The organism is Streptomyces sp. NPDC015130, from assembly GCF_043080005.1.
In the GTDB taxonomy this organism is placed as follows: domain Bacteria; phylum Actinomycetota; class Actinomycetes; order Streptomycetales; family Streptomycetaceae; genus Streptomyces.
This window is the reverse complement of the sequence record NZ_JBIBVC010000008.1, coordinates 246,151-260,948: the sequence shown is the minus strand read 5'-3', so window position 1 is coordinate 260,948 and position 14,798 is coordinate 246,151. Positions and strand designations below refer to the sequence as shown.

Sequence of the window (14,798 nt, the reverse complement as noted above, 5' to 3'; positions counted from 1 at the left end):
TTCGTTGGTCGTACGAGTGGGAGGTCGGATGCTCAGCGGGTGGCACGCGCGGCGTCGATGATCACGTCGGTGACCACGGCCGGGCGGGACACCGGCACGGCGTGCGACGCGGCCACCTCCGTGGTGTGCGAGCCGGCACGCCGGGCCATCCACCGTTCGGCGGCCGGCGGGATGTTCTTGTCGGCGGTGGCGATCAACGCCCAGGACGGGATCGTCTTCCACGCCGCCTCGCCGGCCTTCTCCTCCAGCGCGGCGGTGGCCACGGGGCGCTGGGTCGCGGCCATGACCGCCGCGTCGGCGGCGGGGACGTCGGCGGCGAACTGGCGGTGGTACGTGGCCTGGTCGATGACGAGTTCGGTGCCGGTGCCGCCGCCGGGCAGCGGGTACGGCTGCGGGTTCACCGTCTCGCCGAGGGTGGAGCCGGGGAACTTGGCGGCCAGCTGGGCCGCGCTCTCGCCCTTGTCGGGGGTGAACGCGGCGATGTAGACGAGCGCCTTCACGCGGCCGTCGCCCACGGCCGCTCCGCTGATGACGGCGCCGCCGTAGGAGTGGCCGACCAGCACGACGGGTCCGTCCACGCCGGCGAGCACACCGCGGAGGTAGGCGGTGTCGTGGGCGAGACCACGCAACGGGTTGGCGGTGGCGACGACGGGGTAGCCCGCACGGCGCAGCCGCTTGATCGTGCCGCTCCAGCTGGACGCGTCCGCGAACGCCCCGTGGACCAGGACGACGGTGGGCTTGGGAGCCCGCCGGTGGTCGTCGGCGGCAGCGATGCCGTCGGCGGGCGGGCCGCTCATGGGTGCGGCACCGATCAGGGTGGCCAGCGTCGCGGGCAGGGCGAGGACGAGCGCGAGGGAGCGCTTCGTGGTGAGCATGAACGTTTCCTTGTCGGGTGGTGGAGCTGCGAGCAGGGCGCGGCGGAGAAGGCGGAGGCGGCTCAGAGGCCGTACGCCTCCAGGAGCCGCAGCCAGACCTCGCTGACCGTCGGGAAGGCGGGCACGGCGTGCCACAGGCGCTCCAGGGGGATCTCCCCGACGATGGCGACGGTGGCGGTGTGGATGAGCTCGGTCGCCATCGGGCCGGTGAGTGTGCAGCCGACGACGACGCCCCGCGCCTCGTCGACGACGAGCTTGGCGTGTCCGCGGAAGCCGTCCGCGTGCAGCGCTGCTCCCGCGACGTCGTCGATCCGGTACTCCACGGCGCGTACCGCGAGACCCGCTTCGCGTGCCGCGCGTTCGGTGAGGCCGACGCTCGCGATCTCGGGGCGGGTGAAGACGGCCTGCGGGGCGGCGACGTGGTCGGCCCCCGCGCTCCAGGCCCGACCGGCACCCGGGTCCGCGGGGCGGCCGGCGGCCCGCTCGGCGATCGCCGCCGCGCAGGCACGCGCCTGGTACTTCGCCATGTGGGTCAGCGGCGCACGGCGGTTCACGTCTCCGACCGCGTAGAGCCAATCTCCGTCGAGGGCGGTGACACGGCACGTGTCGTCGACCGGCAGCCAGTCTCCGGCAGGCAGACCGACGGTCTCCAGGCCGAGGTCCCTGGTACGCGGGCGGCGCCCGACCGCGACGAGCACCTCGTCGCAGACGAGACCGGTGCCGTCGTCGGTCTCCACGGTCACGGCGCGGGTGGCCCCGTCACGGGCGACCCTGGTCGCCGAGGTTCCGAAGCGGATCGTGACACCCATACCGGTCAGACCGCGGGTGACCTCTTCGCCGGCACACGGCTCCCAGCCGGTCAGCAGGGCCTGGTCGCGGACGAGCAGGGTGACGGACGAGCCGAGCGAGCGCCACGCGGTGGCCATCTCGCAGGCCACCACTCCCCCGCCGACGACGACGAGCCGCTCGGGCATCGCGTCGGCCGTGGTGGCCTGCCGGTTGGTCCACACACCGATGCGGTCGATCCCGTCGACCGGGGGGACCGCGGGGTCCGTGCCCGTACTGAGAACCACCGCGAGCCGGGCCCGCAGCGTGCGGACCGTACCGTCGGCCCGGGTCACCTCGACCCGGAGCTCTCCGGCGAGCCGGCCATGCCCCCGTACGAGGGGGATGCCGGCGCCGTGCAGCCAGTCGGCCTGGCCCGTGTCGTCCCCACGGCCGGTGAACCGGTCGCGGCGGGCCAGGACCTGCGCCGGATCGAGCGCGCCGGTCGCCGCCTGACGTGCCCCGTCGACCGACCGTGCGGCCTCCAGGGCCGCACCGGGCCGCAGCAGGGCCTTGCTCGGCACGCACGCACGGTAGGAGCACTCGCCGCCGACCGCCTCGGCCTCGACGATGACGGCGGTCAGCCCCGCCCGGACGACCCGGTCGGCGGTGACCTCACCGCCCGGCCCGCCGCCGACCACGACGACGTCGTACGCGTCCTCCATCAGGCGTGCACCAGCGGGGTGTCCACGAGGTGCTCGGCCAGGAACCACACCTGCGCCTCGCCGGTGCGGACGACCTCGGAGACGAGCAGGTCGGCGCTGCCCTCGTCGCCCTCCGCCGAGATCCGGGCGGCGGCGTCCCTCGCGTCGATCAGGATCCGCTCGTGGGCGTCGAGGAGCCGCGACAGCATGACGGGGACCGGCTCCACACCGTCGGGCGGCCGGGGAACGGTGGTGAGTTCGGCGACGTGGCGCGGGTCTCCGACGGCGACGCCGCCGAGGCTCTGGATCCGCTCGGCCAGCGCGTCCACGATGGCCAGTTGGGCCTCCGCGTGCTTGTCCAGCATGAGGTGGAGCGAGTAGAAGGTCGCCCCGCGCATGAGCCAGTGGTGCTTCTTGTAGAGGGAGTACAGGATCTGCGTGTCGGCGAGTACGCGGTTCAGCCGCTGGCAGGCGTACATGCGGGTGTCGTGACCGAGGCCGATCGGCAGCTGCTTGAGCGTGCCGTACGGCTGGGTCTCGGCACCCTTCTGGTGCAGCAGCGGCTGGCCGCCGCCGTGCGGTGATGCGGTGACGGTGTTCTCCATCGGGTTCTCCTGGAAGCTGGGAGGGTCCGGCCCTCCGGTCGGGGGCGCGGAGCGGCCGGACCCGGTCTGTGCGTCTCGCGGTCAGTGCTCGCCGCGGACGGCGGTCAGCGCTCGCCGCGGACGGCGTTTTGCGGCGCGGCCGGGGCGGTCGGGGTGCGGCGGTGCAGGACGAGCCGGGTGAGGAGTCCGCTGCCGAGGCCGGCCAGGATCGCGAGGGCGGCCCACCACAGCGGGTACGGCGTGAGGCCGACAGCCGCGTCGAGGGACCGGTCGCCGGGACCCGTGGCGGCGAGCGCGGCGGCGGTGCCGATGAGGACGAGCGGGTACTCGTACCCGTCGTTCTGCACCCAGAGGCCGTTGTGCCGCTTCACGGTGAGGGCGACGGTCATGACCCCGATGACACCGGTGGCGGCGAGCGGGGTCAGGAGGCCGGCGGCGAGCAGCAGGCCCGATCCGATCTGGCCCGCGCCCGCCGCCAGGGCGGTGAGGGCACCGCCGCGGAAGCCGTCGGCGCGGAACTCCTCCGTACCGCCTTCGAGCCCCTTGCCGCCCAGGTGCGAGCTGACCTTCTGCACACCGTGGCCGGCGACGAGCAGGCCCACCAGCAGACGCAGGATCAGAATGCCGGTGTCCACGGGGGTCAGCCCGCCGCGTGCGCGCCGATGACGCTCTGCGCGTACACGACACCCAGGCCGTACGCGCCCGCGTGGGCCTTGACGATCTCCATGACCGCGGGGTACGTCTCCTGGCGCGCCCAGTCGCGCTGGAGCTCCAGCAGCACCTGGACCCAGGTCACCGGCACCGCGCCGGCGGCGATCATCCGCTGGACGGCGTGCTCGTGGGCGGCCGGGCTGACGCCGCCGGAGGCGTCCGAGACGACGTACACCTCGTACCCCTGCTCCAGCGCGGAGAGCGCCGGCAGCACGAGGCAGACCTCGGTCCACAGACCCGACAGGATGATCTTCTTGCGCCCGGTCGCCTTGACCGCCGCGACGAGCGCCTCGTCCTCCCAGGCGTTCATGGTGGTGCGGTCGATGACCTCGTTCTTGGGGAACACCTCGGCGAGCTGCGGCAGCAGGGGCCCGGAGAACGACTCGGCGGCGACCGTGGTCAGGACGGCCGGCACGTCGAACGCCCGCGCCGCCTTGGCGAGACCGACGGTGCTGTTGATGATCGCGGCACGGTCGCCGCTGCCGGTGCCGAAGAACATCTGCGGCTGGTGGTCCACGAAGAGCATGACCGAGTTGTCGGGCGTGAGCAGGTCGGCGCTCGGGGCGGCCTGCACCTGGGTGATGTCGAACATGAGGGGTCCTTTCGAGGGGCTCGATAGCGTGCCCGCCGCCTCGGCGGCTCGGCACTCCTTCAAGCTACGAGCGCCCCGGCCGCCCTCGTTGACCTCCTGCGCCCAGGAGTTGGCACGCCAGCGCACAACTGCCCAGGCGAGCGGCGCAGTGCCACCGGCGCGATGGCGCGCGAGCCGCATTGCGCGGCGATACTGGGCCGGTGAGCGACACCGCAGAGTTGGCGCGGAAGGTCTACCTCGGGCTGCGCGAGGACAACCTCGACCCGCAGGACGTGGTCGCCCTCGCCTGCGAACTACTCGACTGGTCCCACCGCACCGAAGCCGTCCTGGAGGTCGTCGAGCGGAACCCGGCCGACGTGTCACCGGCGGAGATGACCGCCCTGGCCCGGCGCATCCTGGACGACGTGGACTTCGATCCCGGCTTCGACCTCGCGCCCGAACGGCTGGAGACGTTGCGCGCCGCGCTGCGGATCGTGGCCCGCGACCTGGCCACACGTGAGATCCAGGGCGAACCGGAGATCGAGGTCCTGGAGGACTGGTTCCCGGTGGGAGCCGGTGTCCGCCTCGCCAACGGCGAACGCCTCGGCTGGGGCGGCCCCGTCCTGCCGAGTATGTGCGACGAGCCGACCACGGCACTGGCCAACTTGGCGATCCTGATCCAGGAGAGCCTGCTCGAACGGACCTGGCGGGTCTGGCCGGTGTGCCCCCGACACGACCTCGGCACCCACGGCTCGGAGCGAGACGGCGCGGCCGTGTGGTGGTGTGCGGGCGACGGCGGACACACGCTCGCGCCGATCGGCGAACTCTCCGGTGCTGGGCGAGGTAGAGACGCTGACACCGCCAACCACCGTCGGAGCAGATAGCGAAGCAGTACCGGCGTCCCCCGACCCACGTATGTGGTGCCCACGATCGGGTTTCCTGGTGGTTACCCGGCCGGGAACGGTGAAGGGGCGGCACCCCGTGCTGGGGTGCCGCCCTTGGCGTGTGATGGTGTGGGTCAGCGGGCGAGTCGGCGGGTGCCCGTCAGTTCTGGCTGGAGCGCTGGCCGATGGCGGCTATGGCAGCGCTGATCCCGGCCTTGACGATCGTCTCGTTGTACTTGTCGGCGGTCTCGATGCCCATGTTCAGCACCTTGGCGGCCGGGTCGAAGACGGCGTCGAACGCCTTCTCCCCGTCCCGCCCCGCGAGGGTCGCCACTCCCTGCGCCACGAGCGCGGCGGAGCCGGCGACAGCGATCGTCGCCCACCCTCCCGCCACGGCTACAACCCATCCGGAGAACGTCTTGGGATCGAGGTCGGGGGTTTCTGACACGGTGGCCTCCCATTCGGCCTGGTGACAGAGCGAGATTGCTCTACTACACAGTGTCGTCCCGGACGGCCGGATGAGTCCTCCCTCTTGAGTCGGGTCCCGCCGTCCCACTTGGGGATGACGGACGCACGACGGACCCCTAGGAGATGGCACGACGCCGCATCCGGGACCTTGCGACAGCGCCTTCCCACACGGAGCAACCGTCACTTGCCGATCGTTCGTGCCGGCAAAGGCTGAGTGCTGCCACTGCACCTTGAGCAGTTCGTACGATCAGAACGGTTCGAAGCTCGGCTGAACGGGACCAATCTCTCCGGCGGCAGCCAGTTCCTCCAGGTCTTCCGGCTCCAGGAACTCCAGGGCCCCATCGCGACGACGACGGTCAGAAGGTGCGTCTGGCTCTGGCGGCTACGCAACGCCGCCGACCTGGACTCGGGTCCGAAGGATGGTCATGCCGATCACGCCGGTGTGACCGTCGGTTACCCTCCCCGGTGTTTTGACGCGATCCAGTGGTACGGGGGTTCGGTGATGGATGTTCGGCACAGTGCAGGCCAGGGCCAGTGGCCGCGGGGCTATGACCCGGAGGTCACGGAGGTCATTCCGCGCTTCCCGCACTCGACGCCTGTCGCCGCTTCCGCCCCTCTGCCCGACGAGGTGACGACGACAAGGCCCCTGCCCCGGATCGACGACCCGCACCCGTCCGTCTCCGGCCCCGCCCGGCCTCGCCGAGGTCCCGCCCGCGCAGCGGTCGCCGGCGCCGTGCTGCTGGCGTGTGCGGGCGTCGGCCTGTCGGTCGGCGGACTCGTACTTGGCCGGGACGGAGACGTCCCGGAAGCGGCAGCGGCAGCGGCGGCGGCAGCGGACGAGGAGAGCGTGAAGGCCGCGCCGAGCGAAGCGCCGGCAACGGGCGGGGCCGGAACGCGGGGTGGCAGCTACCACATCACCATCCGGACCTCCGACGAGGAAGGTGCCGGCACGGACTGCGACGTGCAGGGCCGTCTGACGGACGCACAGGGCCGCACGTCACCGTGGACGGTCCTCGACACCCCTGACCACGACGACTTCGAGGCGGGCAGCACGGACACGTACACCATCGCCGTGCCGGCGGACTTCGGCCGGCCGGTGAAATTCCAGCTGTGGAAGTCGAAGGGCGACGACTGGGCGCCGTACACCCGTGCCCGTATCACCGGCCCGGACGGCTTCGAGGGCTTTTGGGACGACGAAGCGGAGGCGGAGCGCTACTGGCTCACCGACGACACCGGCACACAGGTCGAGGAGGACGAGCAGGGGAACGCGTCGTACGGGCCGTACAGCCCCGAGTGGACGCTGGCCACCGATACCTGAGCACCCCTGTCGGCTCTGTGACGCTGCCGCCGGCGGACTCCCTGGCAGCGGACAGCCTCACCGCGTAGCCTCCACCCCGCCCGCCGCCGAGGCGGATCGGGTCGAAGACGACGGCCGGCGCTTCGCCCGCCACGCCGTTCGGCTGGCTCACCGCTCAGATGGCGATGGCCGTCAGGACCAGGAGCGTCCCGATGACGACGGCGCCGGCCGACCAACGCAGCGCGCTGCGGGGCGCGTTCTCGTGGTGCCGGCGCGAGCGCTCCAGGGATGCCCGGTCGCCTGTCCACATGCGCTCGGGGAACTGAGGGTGGCGGATGGCGGGGTAGGGGTCGCCGACCCGCAGCTCAGAGGTCAACGGCACGGATTCTCTCCGTCGGACGGTGTCGCCCCCGGGGATGTCGAGTGAGAAGACGGCGGCGGCAGTGCGGTCTCCCGGCGCGTGTGTCAGGGCCACCAGGCGGGCCTGCACCTCGATCCCGTCCTCCTCGAGGCTCAGCAACTGCTTCGCTTTACGTCGTTCGCTGGGGAGCACGGATATGTACGAGTAGACCAAGTACTAGGCCCCCGCACCGAGCAGGAACAGCACGACTCTGGCGATCACCATGGGCGGCACGATAGGCGAGGGGGCGCGCCCGCGTCCTCCCGCTCACGCAGTCCCCCCAAGGCCTGGCCCTGTGAAGACTAGGTTGCGCCGGGCAGTCCCAGGGCGACCAGGAGGGCTGAGAAGAGTTCTTCCGCGAACAGCGCCGACCCGGCAAGCGTCTGCCGGATGGCTTCCTCGTCGGGCGTCAGTCCCGCGGCGGCCGACCAGGCGACCGCCCCGGCCACGGCGGGTTCGACGGGGAACTGTTCCAAAGGTATCTCGTAGCTCGTCGCCAACCGGCGGTTGAGCAGGCCCTCCCAGCTCATGCCGTCCGGAGTGAGGGCCTCGATGAAACCCACGTCGCTGTCGAGGAAGAACGCTACGACGGCTGGTGTCCCCGTTTGCTGGACGAGCTTCGCAAGGCTGGGCCGTCCGACGTCGGCGAAGTCGGTGACCTGCCAGCCGTCCTTCCGCGGTGGGCACCGCCATGAGAAACAGCGGGAGCATTGCTTCACCTGGCCCGCCCGCACCAGGATCCGGGCCGTCTCCCACACCGCCGGCCGCCAGCCGAGCGCCACGAACGGGGCCATCACGCCCTCCGCCCGCTCGAACTCCCCGGCCGCACACAGCTCCCGTACGGACTCCTGGGCGCAGACCCAGTCGCCCCGCTCGACGGCCGCTCGGATCACCACCTCCAGCTGCCCGTGCTCCAGGAGCACCTTCACGGTCCGCAGGTGAAGTCCACCCCTGCTCCTGGCGTGCCACGCCAAGGTTTCGAGATCCACGTCCATTGGGCCAGCAGCCTAGGAGGTCACATCGCGCGGCTCGTGCCCACTGCACCCCGTTCCGCACCCGGTGGAGAATCCTGCCGACGACATCCCGGCACCGTTCCCGCCACCGGTCCCCTGCCTTGGCGCCGGGCGCTCCCAGCCGGGGCCCACCGTTCAAGGCCCTACGATCACCTGTCATGGCGATGTTCGTACACCTGACCTCGGCGGCGAACGCGCCGCGCATCCGGCGGTCCGGGATCCGGGCTGTCGGCCACGGGCAGGGCGGTGCCCGTGGGGTCTACTGCTTCCCGGTCCTGCCGTCGTACACGCACACCCATCAATGGCTGCGCGAGCTGGCCCGGTTCGGCAGTCGGGGCGGGCTCGTGGCCGTCCATATGCGGCTCGACGACACCCAGGAGGTGCTGGTCGGGCGGTACTCCGACCGGGCGCGCGGTGCCCAGTCCATCGTCTCCGCGTCGGAGGCGGTGCGGCGGATCGCGGCACTGGAGGACCCGCGAGGGTGGGAAGTTTTCGTCCCCCGGGCGATCCGCCCGCGTGAAGTGCACCGGGTCCGCACCGCACCCCAGGTTGCGGGCTGGCGGTACCTGCCGGACGCACACGGTGTACGTCCCTGCACCTGTGACGGGTGCCGCGTGCGGGGTGGGTACGGGTCGCGGCGCCTGCGTGAGCGCCTGCCGCATCCCCTGGACGGTCCGCCGCCGCCCGTCAAGGTGCTGCTCGCCCGCGTCGAGGCCGGTGATCCCGGGGACCCTGTGGCGTTGCGCGAGGCGCTGCACTGGTTCGGCATGCGCCGGCGCGGTCCGCTCTCCCGCTTGAGCCGCCTCGCCCACCACCCCGACCCCGGGGTGCGGGAAGCGTTGGTGTGGGCGGTCGGCCGTTGGTCCACCCCTGGTGTCGCCGAGCTGCTGGACGGCCTCGCCGGAGACCCCGACCCGGACGTGCGGGAGGCAGTGGAGGTGGTCCGCGACCCGGAATGACCATGCCCCACGCCCCTCCGGCCGGGGCAACGCGGGGCTGCGCCGGCCTCGTGTTCCCCGCGTTGATGGCGCTCTGCGAAATCGGCCACCCAAGGCCGCGCGATGCGTGCCGTGCGCGCGTCCTGGAGGACTCCGCCGACCAACCCGGGTCGGGCGGCCGGGCAGCGGTCAGCATCACTGCCAAGTCCCGCAGCCGAACGATCTCCCTGCCGGTTTGTCCCCCCGTCGCACGCCAAAGGCCAAAGCGTCCACTCAGCGAATGGCTTGCCCGTGCCAGACTGGCGGCTCCGGGCGGGCGATGTCTGTGTCAAAGGGGAGACCGCATTGGGGCTGGTGATAGAGAGCCGACCGTCGGAGTTGCCGCACATCGAGCGGGTGTGGCGCAGCCGCAGCGAGGACGTCAGCGGAATGATGTCGGTCGCGACATCGCACTGGGAGCTGGTGTTCTGGGAGCACCGGGGTGAGGTGCAGGCGGCTGTGCTGGGTCCGGAGCCGACGGCGAGCCAGGCGCCGGTCCCCGGGGACGCCGTGTTCTTCGGGATCAGTTTCGCGCTGGGCACGTCGATGCCGCACATTCCGGTCAGCACGCTGGTGGGCGGCAGCGCGGCCATCCCCGATGTGACACGGCGCTCGCTGTGGCTGAAGGGATCGGCCTGGCACGTCCCCGACTACGACAATGCCGAGGCGTTCGTCCGGCGGATGGTGCGCGAGGGCATCGTGGACCTGGACCCGGTCGTGCCCGCCGTACTCGGCGGCGCCCCTCCGGACGTCTCCGACCGCACCCTTCAACGGCGCTTCATCGCGGCGACCGGGCAGAACCAGGGGGCCGTCCGGCAGATCCACCGGGCCCGCCAGGCAGCGGTGTTGATCCAGGAGGGGGTGCCCGCCCAGGAGGTCGTCCACCTGCTGGGGTACTTCGACCAGCCTCACCTGGCGCGCTCCTTGAAGCGGTACGTCGGGAGGACCGCCACGCAGCTCTCCGTACCGGACACGGCGGAGCCGCTGTCGCTTCTGTACAAGACCTGACCTCTGGCGCGCTCGTAGTGTTCCTGACGTAGCCCAGCGGGGGCACTTCGCCCCCCGGGAATCGTGATGGAGGAATCATGCGCAAGGTCGTCTCGGGCCTGTTCGTCTCGCTCGACGGTGTCGCCCAGTCCCCCGACCAGTGGCAGTTCGCGTTCGACGAGGAGATGGGCGCGGCGCTGGCCGGCACCCTGGAGACGTGCGACACGATTCTGCTGGGACGGGTGACGTTCACCGAGTGGGCCGGGTACTGGCCGACGGTGACCAGCGGTGAGGACGCCGGTTTCGCCCAGTGGATCAACGGGTCGCCGAAGTACGTCGTCTCCTCCACGCTGGACAGCGTCGACGACTGGTCCAACAGCACGCTGGTCAAGGGCGACCTGGCCACCGCGGTCAAGGAGCTCAAGGCGGGCGAGGGCAAGGACATCACCGTCGCGGGCAGCCCGACCCTGGTGCGCTCGCTGCTGGAGCAGGACCTGCTGGACGAGCTGGTGCTGCTGATCCACCCGGTCGTCGCCGGCGAAGGCCGCAAGAAGCTGTTCTCCGACAACTCCCCGCTGAAGAAGCTGGAACTGGTCAGCGCCCAGCCCACCAGCAGCGGCGTCATCATCGCGACCTACCGCCCGACGCACTGAGACCGCCAGCGGCAGCGGGCGACCGCGCTTGTCCGACGAGCGTCGGCGCACCACGATCGCCTGTTGCGGGCGGGCGTGGCTGGGGCGCCCGGCTCCGGCCTCGTCCCGCGCGCAGGTGCCGGGGCCAGGGCCGGGGGCCATGTCGGCCCGGGCTCCGGGCAGTGACACGACGAGGCTCCAGGCATTCGTGGCAGGGTGGTTGCAGGAATCCACCGTGCTGCGAGGCCGCTCAGTCGGGCAGCGCGACGGTCAGGTCGACCTCGACCAGCTGCCCCGCGAAGCCCAGCTGCGCAACCCCCAGGAGCGTGCTGGCGGACGTGAAGGCCGGTCCGAGGGCGGAAGTGGTAAGCCGGTGCCAGGCGAGACCAAGGTCCTCCCTGACATCGCTCCGTACGTACATCACCGAACGCACGACGTGCTGCGGCTGAGCATTCACCGCCGCAAGGGCCGCGAGTGCGTTCACGACCACCTGATCGACCTGCACTGCGAGCGAGCCCCGGCCGACGAGAGAACCGCCCTGGTCGAGGGGGCACTGCCCTGCAAGGTAGGCCGTTCGGCCAGTCTCCACCACGGTGACGTGGTGATAGCCCGGGGTCTCGTGCAACGTATCGGGGTTGATGCGGCTGATCCTCGCTGTCATGCCGTGAGTCTGACCGTTCTGCCCCCGGCACGCACCGGGGTTTCTCCTACAGCAACCGGTCCGCAGCCACACCTACGTGAAGCACGTCTGTACCCGCGAGGCCAGAGCGCGTACAGGCGTGCTGGCCTTCACCACTCGGAGCATCGGCTGATCCGGCCGGCGGCCGTCGGTGGTGTGCGCGCGGCACGGGCCCCCGGCTCCCCCGATCGGAAGGCCCACGCGAAGCCGGTCCCAGCGGGCCGGTGCGACGAGATGGGTGCTGCCGCGCGTCGCCGTCCCGCTGCTCCCCGCTACGGCTTCCCAGGACGTGGCCGCCCCCTCGCCCCATGGGCCCAGGCCAGCGGGACGGCGAGGGAAGCCGTCGCGGCGCCCAGGAGCATGAGGGTCGAGGGCGAGGAGTGGTCGAGGACGGCTCCTCCCACCAGGGCTCCCGTGGAGAGGGTGGCCTGGAAGGACGCGGTGAAGAGAACGGAGGACGCTTCGGGGGTGTGGGGTGAGGCCTTGGCGAACCAGGTCTGTGAGCAAACCGGTACGGCTCCGTACGCGACGCCCCAGACGATCAGCAGCGCCACCGCTCCCCCGTGCCACCGGCCGAGGACAGGAAGGAGCAGGGCCGTACCGGCGATCATCGCGGCGGCCACGGCGAAGGCGGCCCGCGGTCGGCGCCCCACGGCCGCTCCGCCGAGGAAGTTGCCCGCGATGCCGGCGGCTCCGTACACGAGCAGGCAGACGGTGACGAGACCCGCGCTCGCCCCGGTCACCTGCTCCAGGAAGGGCGTGACGTAGGTGTACGTACCGAAGTGGGCGAGTACGACGAGAAAGGTCATCGCCAGGGCGATGCGCGTGTCGGTGCTTCGCAGCATGCCGCCGAGGACGCCGAGGCGCGTCGGGCGGGAGGCAGGCAGCGGCGGTAGGGCCAGGCGCAGCAGCGTGAGGACGGCGAGCGTGAGGCCGCCCATGAGGAAGAACGCGGTCCGCCAACCCGCTACGTCCCCGACGAACGTGCCCAGCGGCACCCCCAGTACGGAGCCCAGCGGTACCGCGGAGAAGATCACCGCGTTCGCCCGGCCCACGGAACGGGCCGGCACCAGCTGCCCGGCCAGCCCGGCCCCGATGGACCAGAACCCGCCGATCGTGATCCCCACCAGGACCCGGGAGACCAGGACCAGCCAGTAGCTCGTTGCCAGGGCGGCCATGAAGTTGGCCAGTGCCAGGAGGAGGACGAACAGCCCCAGCACGGTCCGCCGGTCGGCCGTCCTCGTCGCCACCGTGACCAGGGGTGCCGAGACCGCGGCCAGGAATCCGGGCATGGTCATCATGAGGCCGGCCATCCCGTCGGAGACGGCGAAGCTCGATCCGATCGAGGTCAGCAGGCCGATCGGCAGAATCTCGGTGGTGACGATCGAGAAGATCCCCAACATGACGGAGACCACCGCTGACCAAGCCCGGAAGGGTGAGCGGTCCGGGGGCGGCGTGAGGGGTGAGGTGGAGGGGGTGGTCGCTGTGGACACGGGTCACGTCCTGAAGAGGTCGTCACATACGGAAGACGGAATGCGCGGTCCGCGCTGGAGCCACCAGTCCAACAGGTACGCGGATCCGTTTCCGGCAGGTTCCCGACACGAACGTGGGGACCGTGAGGCGATGGATGGTGATCGGTAGCGGCGAGTCACTGACCGTTCACGGAAGACGCCCTCGGCGATGATTCTGACTCCCGGGCCGGTCCTGCGGATGTACTCCGGCCGCTCCGTGGGTGCCCTTGGACGTCATCTCAATCGGTGAGGTGTCGTCGGATGAAAGGTGTCACTCCCAGGACGAGTGCGGCGAAGACGGTCAGTCGTTGAAGGCCTGGCTGGGCGGCGAGGTTGCTGTGCTGAATGCCGTGGACCGCGTACCAGTTGGCGGCGAGGTCGGTCGCCATGATGGTGCAGGCGAGGTCGATTCCACGGCGTTTGCCCATGATCAGGAACGCGGCGGCGAGCACGTCGAACAGCGCCAGCGACGACCAGTAGAGGTTGAGCCAGCTCGGTGCCCAGTCGTAGGGGTGCAGACCGTGGCTGACGAGGTCGCTGACGTGCGCAGAAGCGCCGACGAAGAGCAGGACGGCTGCGATGCCGCAGACCGATATGACCACCCAGCGCGGGGTGTGGTGCATCCATCCGGTCACGCTGTGGATCGTCCCACCCGCGGGCACTGCCCGTCAGCACCCATCGCGTCACCGGGTCGACGGCCTCTGGGAGGATGGGCCGGCTGCATCCCTTCCCCCGCGAGGTGGTCCTTTGAAGAAGGTGGCACTGCGCCCCTATGCGCTGTTGCCTCGGCAGTACGACGACCGGAGGGTCCTCGCTTCCACGGTTGATGCGTGGGGAAGGGCGCTGTGGTTGATCTGTCCCGATGCGGTCTTCCCGCCGAATCCTTACGGGAGAGCCCGTCCGCAGCCCCGGAGCCTGCCTTTCGACGCACTCGTCGTCGTCCATGAAGCGGGTGAAGTGCAGGAGCGAATCCTGCGAGGCGTGGCCTTGAGGCCGTATCGCATCGACGCTCTGCCCAACGGCCGCCTGATCTTGCAGGGCAGCGGCTCCGCCGGGGAGCGCAACGCTCAGATCTTCGGTCGTGACGGCCGTTCCCGCCGCACCTTCGCCATGGGTGCCGCGGTGGAGTTCATGATGGCGGACCGCCGGAACAACCTGTGGAGCGCCTACTACGACGAAGGGGTCTACGTCGATCCCATCAGCGCGGCCGGCCTGGCCCGATGGGACAGTGGGGGTAACCACCAGTGGGGGTACTGGCCTCCCGAGGATGCCGCGCACATCGACACGGTCTACGCCCTCAACGTCGTGGACTCAGCTGCCTGGGCGGTCTACTGGCCCTCTTTCCCGCTCCTCGAAGCACAGACCAACGGGCGTCTCCACGTGCGGAAGAACCCCGTGGCATCCCCTCTTGGTCTGGCGGTTCAGGACGACCAGATCCTCCTCCTGGGCGGTGGTCCCCGTGACTCCGGACGAAGAGACAGACTGCACTACTGCGATGTGACCCCCGATGAAGCCATCGTGGTCGAGGAAGCCGTGCTCACGATGCCCAACGGATCACCACTCCAAGGGTACGCACGCCCCGTCGGCCGAGGCCGGTGTCTCTATCTGCGTGCCCGGTCTGCCAAGCAGTGGTACGTGCTGCCCCTGTAGGCCATGCACGGCGTGACAATCAACCGGCGCAGTACTCGGCTTCCGGACGCCCTTCGCACACCGGGCAGG

At 70.9% G+C, this 14,798-nt stretch carries 17 protein-coding genes; 6 read left to right on the top strand and 11 right to left on the bottom strand.

All coding sequences use genetic code 11. The features are described 5' to 3' along the window. Nucleotides 1-32: 32 nt before the first annotated feature. From ACF08F_RS19565 to ACF08F_RS19545, 5 genes are all read right to left on the bottom strand, one after another. Nucleotides 33-875: an alpha/beta fold hydrolase gene (locus tag ACF08F_RS19565; RefSeq protein WP_392299772.1), complete on the bottom strand. Its 843-nt coding sequence runs from the start codon at nucleotides 873-875 to the stop codon at nucleotides 33-35. Between the two features lie 62 nt (nucleotides 876-937). Further along, nucleotides 938-2,365 carry a dihydrolipoyl dehydrogenase family protein gene (locus ACF08F_RS19560; protein WP_392299771.1) on the bottom strand — a complete coding sequence of 476 codons (1,428 nt, stop codon included), beginning with the start codon at nucleotides 2,363-2,365 and terminating at the stop codon, nucleotides 938-940. Then, nucleotides 2,365-2,949, bottom strand: coding sequence for a Dps family protein (locus ACF08F_RS19555; RefSeq protein ID WP_392299770.1), 585 nt, complete (start codon nucleotides 2,947-2,949; stop codon nucleotides 2,365-2,367). Before ACF08F_RS19555 ends, ACF08F_RS19560 begins: the two co-directional genes overlap by 1 nt. Nucleotides 2,950-3,053: 104 nt before the next feature. Continuing rightward, the gene (locus tag ACF08F_RS19550) at nucleotides 3,054-3,584 is read right to left on the bottom strand and encodes a DoxX family membrane protein (RefSeq protein ID WP_392299769.1); all 531 of its coding nucleotides are present in this window, start codon (nucleotides 3,582-3,584) and stop codon (nucleotides 3,054-3,056) included. A 5-nt stretch (nucleotides 3,585-3,589) separates the two neighbouring features. Further along, on the bottom strand, nucleotides 3,590-4,252 hold the full coding sequence (locus ACF08F_RS19545) for a hydrolase (protein WP_392299768.1): 663 nt from the start codon (nucleotides 4,250-4,252) through the stop codon (nucleotides 3,590-3,592). A gap of 200 nt (nucleotides 4,253-4,452) precedes the next feature. Here ACF08F_RS19545 and ACF08F_RS19540 point away from each other — a divergent pair, with 200 nt between their 5' ends. Next, nucleotides 4,453-5,115 carry a hypothetical protein gene (locus tag ACF08F_RS19540; protein ID WP_392299767.1) on the top strand — a complete coding sequence of 221 codons (663 nt, stop codon included), beginning with the start codon at nucleotides 4,453-4,455 and terminating at the stop codon, nucleotides 5,113-5,115. Between the two features lie 160 nt (nucleotides 5,116-5,275). Here the strand turns inward: ACF08F_RS19540 and ACF08F_RS19535 are convergent, their stop codons facing one another. Continuing rightward, nucleotides 5,276-5,563, bottom strand: a complete 288-nt coding sequence (locus ACF08F_RS19535; RefSeq protein ID WP_392299766.1) for a hypothetical protein — start codon at nucleotides 5,561-5,563, stop codon at nucleotides 5,276-5,278. Nucleotides 5,564-6,211: 648 nt separating this feature from the next. On the opposite strand from ACF08F_RS19535, the gene ACF08F_RS19530 reads away from it, so the two are divergent. Further along, nucleotides 6,212-6,901, top strand: coding sequence for a PLAT/LH2 domain-containing protein (locus ACF08F_RS19530; RefSeq protein ID WP_392299765.1), 690 nt, complete (start codon nucleotides 6,212-6,214; stop codon nucleotides 6,899-6,901). 154 nt (nucleotides 6,902-7,055) lie between these two features. Here the strand turns inward: ACF08F_RS19530 and ACF08F_RS19525 are convergent, their stop codons facing one another. After that, entirely contained in the window at nucleotides 7,056-7,400 is a 345-nt protein-coding gene (locus ACF08F_RS19525; RefSeq protein WP_392299764.1) for a hypothetical protein, read from the bottom strand. Between the two features lie 182 nt (nucleotides 7,401-7,582). Then, on the bottom strand, nucleotides 7,583-8,209 hold the full coding sequence (locus ACF08F_RS19520) for a hypothetical protein (protein WP_392299763.1): 627 nt from the start codon (nucleotides 8,207-8,209) through the stop codon (nucleotides 7,583-7,585). A 242-nt stretch (nucleotides 8,210-8,451) separates the two neighbouring features. On the opposite strand from ACF08F_RS19520, the gene ACF08F_RS19515 reads away from it, so the two are divergent. The 3 genes from ACF08F_RS19515 (at nucleotide 8,452) to ACF08F_RS19505 (ending at nucleotide 10,910) form a co-directional block, all read left to right on the top strand. Further along, nucleotides 8,452-9,252: a HEAT repeat domain-containing protein gene (locus tag ACF08F_RS19515; RefSeq protein WP_392299762.1), complete on the top strand. Its 801-nt coding sequence runs from the start codon at nucleotides 8,452-8,454 to the stop codon at nucleotides 9,250-9,252. Between the two features lie 333 nt (nucleotides 9,253-9,585). Beyond that, entirely contained in the window at nucleotides 9,586-10,278 is a 693-nt protein-coding gene (locus tag ACF08F_RS19510; RefSeq protein ID WP_392299860.1) for a helix-turn-helix domain-containing protein, read from the top strand. Nucleotides 10,279-10,355: 77 nt separating this feature from the next. Then, on the top strand, nucleotides 10,356-10,910 hold the full coding sequence (locus ACF08F_RS19505; RefSeq protein ID WP_392299761.1) for a dihydrofolate reductase family protein: 555 nt from the start codon (nucleotides 10,356-10,358) through the stop codon (nucleotides 10,908-10,910). 229 nt (nucleotides 10,911-11,139) lie between these two features. Here the strand turns inward: ACF08F_RS19505 and ACF08F_RS19500 are convergent, their stop codons facing one another. The 3 genes from ACF08F_RS19500 to ACF08F_RS19490 all read right to left on the bottom strand — a co-directional run bounded on the left by ACF08F_RS19500 (nucleotide 11,140) and on the right by ACF08F_RS19490 (nucleotide 13,714). After that, a complete protein-coding gene (locus tag ACF08F_RS19500) occupies nucleotides 11,140-11,550 on the bottom strand; it encodes a Rid family hydrolase (protein WP_392299760.1) in 411 nt (136 codons plus the stop codon). A gap of 290 nt (nucleotides 11,551-11,840) precedes the next feature. Continuing rightward, nucleotides 11,841-13,061 (bottom strand): MFS transporter, encoded by a 1,221-nt coding sequence (locus tag ACF08F_RS19495; RefSeq protein WP_392299759.1) that lies wholly within the window; start codon nucleotides 13,059-13,061, stop codon nucleotides 11,841-11,843. 257 nt (nucleotides 13,062-13,318) lie between these two features. Continuing rightward, nucleotides 13,319-13,714: a hypothetical protein gene (locus ACF08F_RS19490; protein ID WP_392299758.1), complete on the bottom strand. Its 396-nt coding sequence runs from the start codon at nucleotides 13,712-13,714 to the stop codon at nucleotides 13,319-13,321. Nucleotides 13,715-13,835: 121 nt separating this feature from the next. Here ACF08F_RS19490 and ACF08F_RS19485 point away from each other — a divergent pair, with 121 nt between their 5' ends. Further along, a complete protein-coding gene (locus tag ACF08F_RS19485) occupies nucleotides 13,836-14,729 on the top strand; it encodes a hypothetical protein (RefSeq protein ID WP_392299859.1) in 894 nt (297 codons plus the stop codon). Nucleotides 14,730-14,798 lie beyond the last annotated feature (69 nt).

Bases quoted from the DNA above. Each gene is read 5' to 3' on its own strand.
- ACF08F_RS19565 (WP_392299772.1), bottom strand. From the start codon at position 875: ATGCTCACCACGAAGCGCTCCCTCGCGCTCGTCCTCGCCCTGCCCGCG.
- ACF08F_RS19560 (WP_392299771.1), bottom strand. From the start codon at position 2,365: ATGGAGGACGCGTACGACGTCGTCGTGGTCGGCGGCGGGCCGGGCGGT.
- ACF08F_RS19555 (WP_392299770.1), bottom strand. From the start codon at position 2,949: ATGGAGAACACCGTCACCGCATCACCGCACGGCGGCGGCCAGCCGCTG.
- ACF08F_RS19545 (WP_392299768.1), bottom strand. From the start codon at position 4,252: ATGTTCGACATCACCCAGGTGCAGGCCGCCCCGAGCGCCGACCTGCTC.
- ACF08F_RS19515 (WP_392299762.1), top strand. From the start codon at position 8,452: ATGGCGATGTTCGTACACCTGACCTCGGCGGCGAACGCGCCGCGCATC.
- ACF08F_RS19505 (WP_392299761.1), top strand. From the start codon at position 10,356: ATGCGCAAGGTCGTCTCGGGCCTGTTCGTCTCGCTCGACGGTGTCGCC.
- ACF08F_RS19500 (WP_392299760.1), bottom strand. From the start codon at position 11,550: ATGACAGCGAGGATCAGCCGCATCAACCCCGATACGTTGCACGAGACC.